Source organism: Micromonospora phaseoli, assembly GCF_900109115.1.
Taxonomy (GTDB): Bacteria; Actinomycetota; Actinomycetes; order Mycobacteriales; family Micromonosporaceae; genus Micromonospora; species Micromonospora phaseoli.
Window position 1 is genome coordinate 467,868 of sequence record NZ_FNYV01000004.1, and the last position, 12,477, is coordinate 480,344.

The following is a 12,477-nucleotide window of genomic DNA, read 5'->3' on the forward strand; positions in this document are numbered from 1 at the left end:
GATCCGCTGGTGCGACACGTCGCCGCTGCCCGGCTGCCCCGGGCCGCGCGGGCCGTCCTCACCCGCCGGGCCGGCGCCGGGACCTCGGCGACCGGGGCGCGGCCTGGCCGACTGATCCGGACCTGCGCGTCGGGCGCGACGCCGGATGCCGACGCGGATCGCCGGCCCCGCCGCAACCCGGGCTGCCGGCCACGGCACGCCGGGTCAGCGGTCAGTCAGGAACGCCAGGACCCGGTCCCAGGTCAGCTCGGCGGCGATCGGGTCGTGGTCGGCGACGGTCGGGTCGGTGAAGAGGTGCCCTGCCCCCGGGTAGCGGTAAACGGCGAGATCGGCACCGGCGGCGGTCATCTCCCGCTGCCACTGGTCGACCTCCTCGGGTGGGTCGTAGGCGTCGGGATCGGCCAGGTGCAGCTGGATCGGCAATCCACGGCGGACGGTGTCCGGGCAAGCGCCGGTGCCGTGCAACAGCAGCAGGCCGGCGGTGTCGGGGCGGTCGGCCAGCAGCGCGCCAGCCACCCCGGCGCCCATCGAGAACCCGGCGAGCACGGTCTCGGGCGGCAACCCGTCGAGCGCCGCGCGAGCGCGGTCGAGAACGTCCTGCTGGCCGATCCGGTTCAGCAGCGCGAACCCCTCCTCGACGGTGTCGACGCCGGGCAGGCCGTAAAGGTCGGGCACATGCACCCGGTGCCCGGCGGCGCGCAGCCGGTCGGCGGCGGCCAGCACGGCCGGTCGCAGCCCGTAGACGGAATGGAAGAGCACGACGTGTCGCATCGGGACATCGTGCCGGACGCCGCCGACAGCACCGGACCGGCGCGCGCGGATCCGAGCGGGTCGGTCGGGTCAGTCGTGGTCGCCGGCGGCCGCGCCGCCCCGATCCGCCGAACCCGGTTCGCCGCGTTCGGGCGCAGCAGCCGGGCGCAGGACGCGGCTCTGCCCACGAAACTCCGCGACCACCTCCCCGCCCTCGCGGCTCACCGTGACGTCGTAGATGCCGCTGCGGCCGTACCGGGTGCGCTCGGTGGCCCGGGCGACGAGTACGTCGCCCTGCCGGGCCGGGCGGACGAAAGTGATGTCGGCGCCGGCGGCGACAGTGGCCGGGCCGTGACTGTTGCAGGCCAACGCGAAGGCGGTGTCAGCCAGCAGGAACACGAAGCCGCCGTGCGCGATGCGGTGACCGTTGACCATGCTGTCGGTGATCCTCATCCGGGCCACCGCGGCACCACCGGCGGCGCTGACCAGCTCGATGCCCAGCCGGTTGGACGCGACGTCGACGTCGAACATCTCGTGCGCGGCGGTGCGCTGCGGGTCCACCTGACTCCCGGGGCAGTCTCGACAGGGCGTCGCACCCTCGGACGGACATCATGTCACCGCCGCAGCGAACGCCGGGGGTGGATCGGCGTCCCGATCCACCCCCGGCCCGATCATCGCTCTGCAATCTTCTCGCAATTGCAAGACTTTGGCAACAAGGCTGGACAGGGAGGCCGGTCGGTAACTAGCTTGTTCGGCATGACTCCTTACATAACCGATGCGGCCGCCTGGCAGGAGAGCTGGGACCGGCAGCAGGAGGCGTACCTGCCGGATCGGGAGCACCGGTTCACCGCGATGCTCGACGCGGTCGACGCAGTCCGCGAGAGCGCGCCGCTGCGCCTGCTCGACCTGGCCGGTGGCACCGGCACGATCTCACTGCGCGCGCTGCGCCGGTTCCCCGACGCCGAGCTGACCCTGGTCGACCTCGACCCTGCCCTGCTGGCCCTCGCCGTCGCCTCGCTCGGTGACCGGGCCACCATCGTCACCGCGGATCTCAAGCAGCCCGACTGGCACACCACCCTGCCGCACCGCGGCTACGACGCGGTGCTCACCGCCACCGCGTTGCACTGGCTGCCCGCCGACCGGCTGAGCACCCTCTACGCCGAACTCCGCGACCTGCTCCGGCCCGGCGGCCTGCTGGTCAACGCCGATTACATGCCCGAGGACACCCTGCCGGAGCTGACCAAGCGCCTGCTCGCCCGCGCCGAACAACGCCGAGCCGCGCGGTACGCCGCCGGCGCCACCCTGTCCTGGTCACAGTGGTGGGACCAAGCGGCACAGGATCCGACCCTGCGCCCGCTGGTCGAGCAACGACACGTCATCTACCCCTCGGGCCACAGTCCGGAGTGGAATCCCCCGGCCTCCTGGCACCTGAACGCCCTCACCGAAGCCGGCTTCCGCGAGGTGGGCACGTTGTGGCGCGGCGGCGCGGACGCCGCGGTGGTCGCCCTGCGCTGACCCCGGCCGTGGGGTTGAGGCGGGTGCGCTGGACGCTAGGGTGTTGCGGTGGTCGAGTTCCACCATCTCGCCGGGCGGGTCTGGGTCTGTCCAGGCGACTCCGACCCCGAACTGGTGCAGGCCGGTGTCGCGGTGATCGCCGACGAGCGGGGCAGCATCCTGGTCGACGCCGGGCAGAGCCCGTCGCACGCCCGCGAGCTCCAGGCCGCGTTGCGCACCGCCGGCCTACCGCCGCCCCGCTGGTTGGTCTACACCCACCACCACTGGGACCACGTCTGGGGCGCCTGCGCCTGGCCGGACGTGGAGATCGTGGGGCACGCCTCGGGCGCGGACCTGCTGCGCGCCGAGGCGGCCCGGCCGTGGAGTGTCCGCCACCTGCGCGAGGAGGTGCTGCGCAACCGGCGGCTCGGACCGAGCTTCCGGGCCCGGGCACTCGCCGTCGACTCCTGGGCGGAGCTGACGGTGCTGCCGCCCACCCGCGTCTTCACCGACGAGGTGGAGCTGCCCACCGGCGTGCGGGTACGCCACGTCGGCGGCCGGCACGCGCCGGACTCGGCCGTGGTGCTGGTGCCCGACTCGGGCGTGATGCTGCTCGGCGACAGCTGGTATCCCCCGCCCATACACCTGCGGACCGCCGACGACGGGCCGGACCTGGCGCTGGTCGGCCGGCTCCTGCACGACGAGATCGAGTGGTACGTCTCCAGTCACAGCCCACCGCTGACCCTCACCGAGGCACGCGCGGCGATCGCCGGCTGAGCCGGCGAAGGGCCGGATCAGCGGGCGCGACGCTCGGGGTGGGCCCGGTTCCAGGCCCGCATCCGTTCCGGGTAGCCGACCTTGGCGGCCTCGTACAGCGGGATGGCGTGCTTACGGGCCATGGCACCGGCGGCCCGCGGCGTGCCGGTACGGCGACGGATCCACTCGCCGTCGTGCGCGATGGCCATCACCGTGGTGTCGGTGGCGGTGGTCTCCGGTTCGAGATAGAACTCCACCCCCTGCCGGCTGGTGGCGAACTGCTCCAGCGCGGCGAGGTCCGCGGGGGTCGCCTCGCGGTCGAGTTTCGTCGGGGTGCCCTGCGCGGCTCGCTGCCGCCGGCTGAACCAGCCCATGCCCGGCTCCTCTCCTCGGCGTGTCTCCCAGTGCAGCACCATCACCTGGCAGGTCCCTGTGAGCCCGACGCGAGACGCCTGGACGGGTACGCTGCCCTGATGATCGACTTGGTGGTGCGGGAGAACGCCGCCTGGTGCGACCTGATCTGTCGGACCCACGGCCAACCCGGTTCGGTCGACGCCGACGCCTGGTCGGTGCCGCGCCGATCCCCGACGTGGTATCCCGACGCGGTGACCCTACGGCGCGGCGTCGGCGCCGAACTGCTCGGCCGGATCGACGCCGGACCGGGAGCCTCGGTCAAGGACAGCTTCGCCGACCTGGATCTCGCCGGGCACGGCCTCCGGGTACTGTTCGAGGCGCAGTGGCTGCACCGGCCGCCGGCCGAGCCGGACGGCGGCCCGGCACTGATCACGGTCGCCACCGTCGGGGAGCTGACCGTCTGGGCGCAGGCCCACGGCGGCGGGCCGGTGTTCCGCCCGGCCCTGCTGGCTGACCCCCGGGTGCGGATCCTCGGCCTGCCGGACGGCCACGGCGGATGGGCCGGCGGTGCGGTGCTGCACGACGCCGGCCGGGTGATGGGTGTCAGCAACGTCTTCGCCGACAGCGCGTCAGCGGAGCAGGTCTGGGCCGGGGTGTGCGCGGCCGGCGCGGGCCGGCACCTCGTCGGCTACGAGCACGGCGCCGACCTCGCGGTGGCCCGGCGTCAGGGATTCCGGCCCGTCGGTCCGCTACGCGTCTGGGTTCGCTGAGCCCGCCCGCGCCGGCACCCCCGTGCCGCCGGCGGCGGGCGGACGAGCCGCACGGACCAGGAACAGAGTCGGCAGCAGGAGCAGCGGTACGACCAGCAGCGCCCGCAGCGTGCCCACCTGGTCGCCGAGCAGGCCCAGCAGCGGTGGCCCGGCCAGGAACGCGGTGTAGCCGATCACCGCGACCACGCTGACCCGTACGTGGGCGTGTTCCTCCTCGTCGGCGGCGGCGCTCATGCCCACCGGGAAACCGAGCGAGGCACCGATGCCCCACAGCGCGACGCCGACCACCGCGACCGGGCCGGAGCCGGCGAGCACCGCCAGGCCGGCACCGACGACGGCGAGCAGGATGGTCGTGGTCAGCACCGGCCCCCGGCCCCACCGGTCCAGCGCCACCGTGCCGAGGGTGCGGCCCAGCGTCATGCCGACCACGAAGACACCGAAGACCGCCGCGCCGGCCGCCTCGCTGAAGCCGTAGCCGTCGATGAAGGCCACCGCGAGCCAGTCGTTGGCGCTGCCCTCGGCGAACGCCGCCGCCAGCACCAGCAGGCCGATGAGCAGGGTGCGGGGTTCCCGCCAGGCGGTCAGCAGCCGGCCCCGGCGCGCGGCGGCGCTGCCGGCGGCCTCCGGCGCGGCGGGCAGGAATGCGCGCGCCCCGAGCAGGGTGCCGCCGAGCACCACCGCCGCCAGCACGCCGAGATGTGCGCCCACCGGCAGCCCCAACCGGGCGGCGCCCGCGCCGAGGCCGGCGCCCGCCACCGAGCCGAGACTCCAGGCGGCATGGAACCGGGGCATCACGGTCCAGCCGAGCCGACGTTCGACGGCGGCGCCCTCGATGTTCATCGCGACGTCGCAACTGCCGGAGCCGTAACCGAGGGCGAACAGGCCCAACGCCACCCCCGGCAACGAACCGGCGACCCCGGCCGACAGCCCGGCGACGGTCAGCCCGAGCGCGACCAGCAGGGTGGACAGCGCCACCGCGCGGGTCGCACCGAGCCGCTGGGTGACCAGCCCCGCGGTGGGCATGGCGAGGATCGCACCGACGGACATGGCGAGCAGGAGCAGACCGAGGCGGCCGGGGCTGAGCTCCAGGCCGTCGCGGATCGCGGGCACCCGGGAGAACCAGGTGGCCACAGCCAGCCCGTTGAGCGCGAACACCACGGCGACGCCGTTGCGGGCGGCCAGCACCCCCGGCGCTGGACCCAGGCTGGTCGACGGGGTGGTGGGGGCGGTGACGGCGGGATCCACGTACGTTCCGGTCCTCTCTTCGGGCACTGACACGATCACACACCTGGGAGCGCTACCACCACAATCCATCTCGGGCCTTACCGTCCATCGCCGGGGGCGGCATGATGCGGATGGGCACCCGCCACTCCGGCGAGTGCCAGCTGACGGGGAGAGAATCATGACGACGGCACGCCGGCCGGCAACCCTGGACGACGTCGCCCGCGCCGCCGGGGTGTCCCGCTCCACGGCGTCACGGGTCATCGCGGGTACGGGCTTCGCCTCCGTGACCGCGCGGCAGCGGGTACGGACAGCGGCTGACCTGCTCGGCTACGTGCCGAATCCGGCGGCCCGGGCTCTGGTGCACGGCACCGGGGTACGGCTGCTGGTGGCGGTGGCGGGCCCCGGCCCGGCCGTCCTCGACGACCCCTACGTCGACCAGGCGGTGGCCGCGGTGGCACGGGCCTGCGCGCCGCACGATCTGGGGGTCGCGGTGCAGTGGCTGCCGCTGGACGCGCCGGAGCGGCTGACCCAGCTGACCGACGACCGGGGCGTGGCTGGCCTGGTCCTGCTCAACACGACCGCGGCACTGCTGGGCCTGGTGCCACGGCGACTGCACGGCCGGGCGGTGTCGATCGGCATCGGCTCGGCCACGGTGCCGTCGGTGGACATCGACAACGGCGGCGGCACCGCGGCCATCGTCCGTCACCTGTACGCCACCGGACGTCGACGGATCGCGATGGTGACCGGCCCGCGCTGGCTGGCCTGCGCCAACCGCTCGCGGCAGGCGTACCGGGGGCTGCTGGGCGACGCCGGCCTGCCGGCTCGGGAGGTGGTCGGAGACTTCAGCGCGGCCCGGGGGGACGCCGCCGCCCGGGAGGTGCTGCGACGCTGGCCGGACACCGACGCGATCGTCGGGGTCAGCGACGCGACCGCGCTGGGAGTGATCGGCCGGCTGCGCGCCGACGGCATCCGGGTGCCCGAGGACGTCGCGGTGACCGGATTCGACGACATCCCACTGGCCTCGACGGTGGCGCTGACCACCGCCAGCCATCCGGTACGTCAGATCATCACCGCGGCCGCGACCATGGTGCTGGAGCGACGTCCGGCACCGGCGACGACCGTCTTCCCGTCAGCGCTGGTCCTTCGCGAGAGCGCTTGACGCGTCGGCGAACACCTCAGCCGGTGAGGGCGCGTAGCAGGTCGCGGACGGCGGCGGCGAGGTCGGCGCGGCTCGCGGCGGTGCCGGGCGGCGGGGCGCCGAGCGAGCCGGCACCGACGAGTCGGTCGTCCGTGAGCGCTTCGGCCACTGGCACGACCCGATCCCGGCGCTGCTCGCCGCCACCGGACCCGACGCCGTGCTCCGCAACGACCTGCACCAGCTGGCCACCCCGCTGCCCAGCTATGTGCACGGCCGGGTGGCGCTGCTCGGCGACGCGGCGCACGCCATGACCCCCCACCTCGGACAGGGCGCCTGCCAGGCGATCGAGGACGCCGTCACCCTCGGCGCACTCGCCGGTCCCGGGGGCGACGTCCCGGCGGCGCTGCGCGCGTACGACCGGCTGCGGCGGCCCCGAAGCCAGGCCATGGCCCGGGCGGCGGCCCGCACCGCCCGCTACGGCCAGGAACTGCGCCACCCGGCGGCGATCGCGATACGCAACGCGGTACTGCGGATGACGCCGAGCCGGACCGCGTTGCGCGCGATGGCCCGCCACGCCGACTGGCACCCGCCGCAGCCGGTCTGATCAGGCACGCCCGTGACGTCCAGACGCCTACCCGCCACGGCCCACGCGCCCGGTCGGGCGATTCAGCCGGCCGCGGCCAGCGCGGTGAGACGGGAGTGCTCCGGCGAGCCGAGGAATCGGGTCAGCACCTCCACCGTGCCGGGTGTGTAGGGGCGCCCGTCGAGGATCTCGGCGGGCGGAAGGAAGAGCAGGGCGGCACCCTCGCCGAGGACCACGTCCCGCTGCCCGGCCCGCGTCGCGGCGCAGAAGTAGTGCTTGACCCGGCCCTGTTCGGGCACCTCCTGGCGGGCGAACGCCCGCAGCCCGTCCGTCGCCACCCGCAGCCCGGTCTCCTCGTACAGCTCGCGCACGGCGGTCTGCGCGGGGGTCTCCCCCGGTTCCCCGTGCCCGCCTGGGAGTCCCCACACGTCCGGGTGGTAACGGGCGTGGGAGTCGCGTAGCTGCATCAGCAGCCGTCCGCGCCGGTCGACCAACAGCACGCAGGAAACCGGCACCATGTCGGGCAGCCTATCCGCCGCCTCTGCCGCGCCCCCGATGGAAATCCTGGTCAACCTTTCAGAATATCGATTTCCGCGGTTGTCGACCTCGGCCGAATGTGACTGGCCACCGGTAAGATCGGCGACTTGCATGTGACTGATCGCTGACTGATGGCTCCGGCGGTAAGAGCACACACTGGGCCCATGAATACGGGGTTCGGGCGCATCAGGGCACTCCGCGGCGCGGTGTGTCTTGCGCTAGTGGCGGCCCTTTCCGGCTGCATGCAGTTCAATGCCGGCCTGACCGTCAACGCCGACGACACGGTCAGCGGCCAGCTCCTGCTGACCGCGGCGCGCAACGTGCTGACCGCGAACAACAGGCCGGTCGAGACCGGCTTCGCCGAGCTGAGGCAGAACATCCCGGCGCTACCGGCCGGCCCGGAGACCAAGTACGAGGATGCCACGCACTTCGGTTCACTGATCAACTACCGGAACGTGCCGCTCGACCAATTCGACAGCGAAAGCCTGAGTATCGTCCGCGATGGCGATCGCTACGTGTTCACCCTCCCGCTGGATCCAAAGAGGTACGGCGGGAAAGTGGCCGAGCAGGATCCGGAAAATCAAGCACGATTCATGTTGCTGATGTCGTTCGAGATCGCCGTGACCTTCCCGGGCCGCGTCCTCGACGCAAGCACCGGCGGTCAGGTGAACGACCGGACGGTCACCTGGCGAGTCAAGCCCAACGAGCAGAAGCCCGTCGAACTGCGGGCCGTCGCCGAGGCCCCACCCCGGCCGTCCGCAGCCGCCGGAGCGGACACCGGCGGTGGGTTTCCGTGGCTGCTGGTCGTCGGCGGCACGGTGGCCCTGCTGCTCGTCGCGGTGCTGGTCGTACTCCTGCTGCGCCGGCCGCGCACCAGCACGGCGGGCGACCCGGCCCCGGACAGCGCCTCAGCCCAAGGCGGCCGGCCGACGCCCGCAACGCCGGCCGGCGGCACCACGCCGGCCACCACGAATCCCGGCCCGCCGGGTGTCGGCTGACCAGCCGACTGGCGTCGCCCGCCCGGGGCGGACGACACCTCACCACACCACACCTCGCACCACGCGAAATCGAAGGGAGATCGGCCATGAACGATCTCTTCAGCTGGGCGGCCCTGGGCAGTCTCACCGGCGCGAGCGCCGCGACGCTGCTCACCACCAACGTCATCGGCGGACTGATCGGCCCGAGCGCCGACAAGGCCCGCAAGTGGATCGCGCTGGGCATCGCGCTCGCGCTGTCGTACCTCACCGCGGGCTTCGCCACGGACGCGGGCGCCGAAAAGTGGATCATCGCCTTCTTCAACGGGCTGGTCATCTTCTCCGCCGCGCTCGGCGTCAACCAGCTGCCGCCCGGCAACCGGCAGGCGACGCCGATCCAGTTGGCTCAGGGCAACGAGCCCCGATTCATCCGATCCTGGGCCTGAGAGGACCACCGTCATGGTCTTCGGGATCATCAGCGCCGCCGTCCACGTCGCCGCGGGCGCCGTGCTCGGCCAGCTCGCCGGCGGCACCGTCGGGCTACTCGTCGGCGCGGGGATCGGCCTGCTCGTCGGCGCCGTCTTCGGCTGGGCCATCACCTCGGCCCAGGTCTACGCGGCCGACTTCCGCGGCGTCTTCCTCTTCGTCGTGGACCACACCTGGAGCCTGCTGAACACCATCGTCGGCGCGGCCTACCTCGCGCTGCACCTGGTCTTCGGTCACTCGCTGGACCGGGCCACCTCCCGGCACAGCTGCCGGGTCAGCGTGCTCGAGGGGGTCTCGCCCCGCTACGCCACCACCCTCGGCACCGTCTGCGCCGGCTCCAGCGCAAGCATCCAGCGGCACGAGGACGTGCACATCTTCCAGGCCCGTCTGCTCGGTCCGCTCTACATTCCGCTGGTCGTGGCCAACTACGTGCTGTTCACCATCGCGCCGGTCTGGCTGCTGTACCACGACCACGCGGGCGCACCGATCAACCGGTTCACCCGATACTTCGAGATCGGCGTCTACCCGCACGTGTGGAACGAGGCCATCGCGTACCGGATCCAGGGGACGCCGCCGCGATGACCGGTCACGGTCCGATCGAGGCGGCCACCGCCGAGCTGGCGGCGTGGCTGGCCGGGGCGGCGGGTGACGCCGTCCCGGTCGGCCCGCCCCGGCCCGACGCCGATCCGGGCCGGCTGACCCTGTGGCCGCTCGAACTCCGGCCGGCCCGGCAGACCCGGGGCAGCGGCGGTCCGGAGCCGTACCGGCTCGTGGTGCGCTACCTGCTCGCCGCCGGCGGGCCGGACGCCCTCGCGGCGCTGGACCGGGTCCTCGTCGCGGCCACCGCCGCGAGCGGGCGCACGCTCGCGCTGGAGGCCGGTGATCCGGCGCTGTGGGCGGCCTTCGGGGCACCGCCCCGGCCGTCGCTGCTGATCGACGTACCCGTGCAGGTGACCCACCCGAGCCAGCCGGCCGCACCGGTGCTGCACCCGCTGCGACTGCGGCAGCTGGACATGCTGACCCTGGACGGTCGCGTGGTCGGCCCAGCCGAGCAGCCGCTCGCGGCGATGCGCGTCGAGGTCATCGGCCAGCCGTACGCGACACAGACCGACCCGGCGGGCCGCTTCCGGGTCGTCGGCGTGCCCCACGACCCGGAGCACCCCGGGCCTGTCCGGCTTCGACTCACCGGTCGGGGACAGGTGCTCACCGCCGAGGTCGACCCCGCCGACCCCGACATCGTCATCGTCTGCACGCCACCGACCCGCTGATCCGCTGACCGACCCGTACGGGAGGACCGATGCCCACCTACTTCTCACCCGGCATCTACGTCGAGGAGGTGCCAAGTGGTGCCCGGCCGATCGGACCGGTCGGCACCAGCACCGCCGCCTTCGTCGGCGTCGCGCCGGACCGCACCGCCCATCTCGGCGAGGCCCTCGCCGTGAACAACTGGACCGACTTCCTGCGGCTGTACGCCGACGGCGACCAGTTGGAGAGCACCCCGTTGGCCCGGGCCGTCTTCGGATTCCTCGACAACGGCGGCACCCGCTGCTGGGTGGTCAACGTCGGCGAGGGCGGTTCGATCTCCGGCACCGGACGCCAACGTGGCGGGTTGAGCCTGCTCGAAGCGGTCGACGAGATCTCCATCCTGGCCGCGCCCGGCTTCCACGACCCGGTCTCCCACGAGGCCCTGCTGAGCATGGCCGAGCGCACCCGCACGATGGTCGCCATCTGCGACCCGGCGCCGGACATCGACGACGTCTCCACCCTGACCCGGGTCGCCACGCCCGGCTCGGGCCGGCCGCCGAAGCCGAGCGACGCCGACGCCGACGCGGCTCCCGCCGCCGGCGGCGGATCGGGCTCGGGCTCCGGCAGCGGCCCGGTGTCGCACCGGCCCCGGCAGTCCGACTTCGGCGCCCTGTACTACCCCTGGCTGCGGGTCCGTGACCCGTTGAGCGGGGAACTGGTCCTCACCCCGCCGAGCGGGCACCTCGCCGGCATCTGGGCCCGCACGGACGCCCTGCGGGGAGTGCACAAGGCACCCGCCAACGAGCCGGTACGCGGCGCGGTCGACCTGGGCCACCTGGTCACCCGCGCCGAGCACGACGTGCTCAACCCCAAGGGCGTCAACGTCATCCGCTACTTCCCCGGCGAGGGAATACGGGTCTGGGGCGCGCGTACCCTCGCCGCCGAGGCCAGCGAGTGGCGTTACCTCAACGTCCGGCGGCTCTCCATCGCCATCGAGCAGGCCATCGCCAACGGCACCCGGTGGATGGTGTTCGAGCCGAACGACTACACGCTGTGGCGTTCGATCCGCCGTGACGTCGGCGCCTTCCTCACCCGGGTGTGGCGCGACGGCGCGCTGCTGGGGCGTACACCCGAGGAGGCGTTCTTCGTCAAGTGCGACGAGGAGACCAACCCGGCCGACGTACGCGACGCCGGGATGGTGGTCGCCCACATCGGCATCGCCGTGGTCAAACCCGCGGAGTTCGTGGTGTTCAAGCTGAGCCAGTGGGCCGGCGGCACCGAGACCGAGACGATTGGAGGCTGACATGCCGACCACGGCCACTCCGCAGCCGGGCGCCCCGGTCGACCCGTACCGGGCGTACAACTTCAAGCTGCTGGTCAACGGTGTGACGAACGGCCATTTCACCGAGGTCAGCGGACTGGAGGTGAACATCCCCGCGGTGCCGTACCGGGAGCAGGGCAACGACCGCATCCGGATGGTCCCCGGCCAGGTCGAGTACGGGCCGGTCACCCTGCACTTCGGCCTCACCGCGTCGCGGGAGCTGTGGGACTGGGTACACGCGGTCGCCCGGGGCACGGTCAACCGTCGCAACGTCTCGGTGGTGCTGCTCGACGCCGCCGGCACGGCCGAGGTGCTGCGCTGGAACCTGATCAACGCCTGGCCGACCAACTGGCGGGGCGCCCATCTGAACACGCTCGGACAGGAGATCGCCATCGCGGCACTGACGCTGCGCTACGAGAGCCTGGAACTGGAGGCCGGTGGTGCCGCGCCGACGCCCGCGTAGCTGGCTGGCCGGCCGGCTCCGGTCCGCGGCGCGCGCCGCGGACCGCTTCGCCGGTGCCCTCGACACCTCCCCCACCCCTACTCCCGACCCGCCACTCGCCGGTGTTGGCTCGGATCGACGGCCCGGCCAGCCACCGGAGCACTGGCTGCAGGTGGTCGCGGCGCACGCCCCCGGCCTGCTGCGCGACCTCACCGTGGACCTGCCGTCCGCCCCGGCGGCCCCGGACTGGCCGGACAGCGGTGGGCCAGACGGCGGTGAAGCCAACGGTGGCGGAACTGACGGCGGGGGGACGGGCGGCGGCGGGACGGGCGGCGGGGGCCCGGACCGGGGCCGTCCCGGCGGCCGGTCGGGCGCCGGCGACCATCCGGGTTCGCGTCACACG

General features: G+C 73.4%; 16 protein-coding genes and 1 pseudogene. 11 read left to right on the forward strand and 6 right to left on the reverse strand.

Translation table 11 applies throughout. From position 1 onward, the window contains the following. Positions 1-204: 204 nt before the first annotated feature. Positions 205-771 carry a dienelactone hydrolase family protein gene (locus BMY89_RS30880; protein ID WP_092380401.1) on the reverse strand — a complete coding sequence of 189 codons (567 nt, stop codon included), beginning with the start codon at positions 769-771 and terminating at the stop codon, positions 205-207. 138 nt (positions 772-909) lie between these two features. Continuing rightward, positions 910-1,281 (reverse strand): annotated as a pseudogene (gene paaI / locus BMY89_RS30885) (hydroxyphenylacetyl-CoA thioesterase PaaI); the annotation flags it as partial. Between the two features lie 321 nt (positions 1,282-1,602). Here paaI and BMY89_RS13720 point away from each other — a divergent pair. Together BMY89_RS13720 and BMY89_RS13725 are read left to right on the forward strand one after the other, a co-directional pair. Then, complete coding sequence (locus BMY89_RS13720) at positions 1,603-2,265, forward strand: class I SAM-dependent methyltransferase (RefSeq protein ID WP_232521324.1); 663 nt, start codon at positions 1,603-1,605, stop codon at positions 2,263-2,265. A gap of 48 nt (positions 2,266-2,313) precedes the next feature. Next, positions 2,314-3,021, forward strand: a complete 708-nt coding sequence (locus tag BMY89_RS13725) for an MBL fold metallo-hydrolase (RefSeq protein WP_092380147.1) — start codon at positions 2,314-2,316, stop codon at positions 3,019-3,021. A gap of 17 nt (positions 3,022-3,038) precedes the next feature. On the opposite strand, the gene BMY89_RS13730 is transcribed toward BMY89_RS13725, so the two are convergent. Then, positions 3,039-3,374 (reverse strand): hypothetical protein, encoded by a 336-nt coding sequence (locus BMY89_RS13730; RefSeq protein WP_092380407.1) that lies wholly within the window; start codon positions 3,372-3,374, stop codon positions 3,039-3,041. A gap of 99 nt (positions 3,375-3,473) precedes the next feature. On the opposite strand from BMY89_RS13730, the gene BMY89_RS13735 reads away from it, so the two are divergent. Next, complete coding sequence (locus BMY89_RS13735; protein WP_092380149.1) at positions 3,474-4,124, forward strand: hypothetical protein; 651 nt, start codon at positions 3,474-3,476, stop codon at positions 4,122-4,124. On the opposite strand, the gene BMY89_RS13740 is transcribed toward BMY89_RS13735, so the two are convergent. After that, entirely contained in the window at positions 4,104-5,369 is a 1,266-nt protein-coding gene (locus BMY89_RS13740) for an MFS transporter (RefSeq protein ID WP_372433278.1), read from the reverse strand. The genes BMY89_RS13735 and BMY89_RS13740 overlap by 21 nt on opposite strands. Before the next feature lie 157 nt (positions 5,370-5,526). Between BMY89_RS13740 and BMY89_RS13745 the strand changes: the two genes are divergently transcribed. Continuing rightward, complete coding sequence (locus BMY89_RS13745; protein WP_092380153.1) at positions 5,527-6,507, forward strand: LacI family DNA-binding transcriptional regulator; 981 nt, start codon at positions 5,527-5,529, stop codon at positions 6,505-6,507. A 16-nt stretch (positions 6,508-6,523) separates the two neighbouring features. On the opposite strand, the gene BMY89_RS30890 is transcribed toward BMY89_RS13745, so the two are convergent. Continuing rightward, complete coding sequence (locus BMY89_RS30890) at positions 6,524-6,724, reverse strand: hypothetical protein (protein ID WP_232521298.1); 201 nt, start codon at positions 6,722-6,724, stop codon at positions 6,524-6,526. Between BMY89_RS30890 and BMY89_RS13755 the strand changes: the two genes are divergently transcribed. Next, positions 6,704-7,090 (forward strand): FAD-dependent monooxygenase, encoded by a 387-nt coding sequence (locus tag BMY89_RS13755; protein ID WP_269766865.1) that lies wholly within the window; start codon positions 6,704-6,706, stop codon positions 7,088-7,090. The two genes, BMY89_RS30890 and BMY89_RS13755, sit on opposite strands and share 21 nt — an antisense overlap. 62 nt (positions 7,091-7,152) lie before the next feature. Here the strand turns inward: BMY89_RS13755 and BMY89_RS13760 are convergent, their stop codons facing one another. Then, positions 7,153-7,587: an NUDIX hydrolase gene (locus tag BMY89_RS13760; RefSeq protein ID WP_092380156.1), complete on the reverse strand. Its 435-nt coding sequence runs from the start codon at positions 7,585-7,587 to the stop codon at positions 7,153-7,155. 150 nt (positions 7,588-7,737) lie between these two features. Between BMY89_RS13760 and BMY89_RS13765 the strand changes: the two genes are divergently transcribed. From BMY89_RS13765 to BMY89_RS13790, 6 genes are all read left to right on the forward strand, one after another. Continuing rightward, a complete protein-coding gene (locus BMY89_RS13765; RefSeq protein ID WP_232521299.1) occupies positions 7,738-8,604 on the forward strand; it encodes an LppM family (lipo)protein in 867 nt (288 codons plus the stop codon). 86 nt (positions 8,605-8,690) lie between these two features. Continuing rightward, positions 8,691-9,026: a hypothetical protein gene (locus BMY89_RS13770; protein WP_092380160.1), complete on the forward strand. Its 336-nt coding sequence runs from the start codon at positions 8,691-8,693 to the stop codon at positions 9,024-9,026. A gap of 13 nt (positions 9,027-9,039) precedes the next feature. Continuing rightward, complete coding sequence (locus BMY89_RS13775; protein WP_092380162.1) at positions 9,040-9,648, forward strand: glycine zipper family protein; 609 nt, start codon at positions 9,040-9,042, stop codon at positions 9,646-9,648. After that, positions 9,645-10,334, forward strand: coding sequence for a carboxypeptidase-like regulatory domain-containing protein (locus BMY89_RS13780; protein ID WP_092380164.1), 690 nt, complete (start codon positions 9,645-9,647; stop codon positions 10,332-10,334). Before BMY89_RS13775 ends, BMY89_RS13780 begins: the two co-directional genes overlap by 4 nt. Positions 10,335-10,363: 29 nt before the next feature. After that, complete coding sequence (locus BMY89_RS13785; protein ID WP_092380166.1) at positions 10,364-11,614, forward strand: phage tail sheath family protein; 1,251 nt, start codon at positions 10,364-10,366, stop codon at positions 11,612-11,614. 1 nt (position 11,615) lies between these two features. Continuing rightward, positions 11,616-12,095 (forward strand): phage tail protein, encoded by a 480-nt coding sequence (locus BMY89_RS13790; protein ID WP_092380168.1) that lies wholly within the window; start codon positions 11,616-11,618, stop codon positions 12,093-12,095. Positions 12,096-12,477 lie beyond the last annotated feature (382 nt).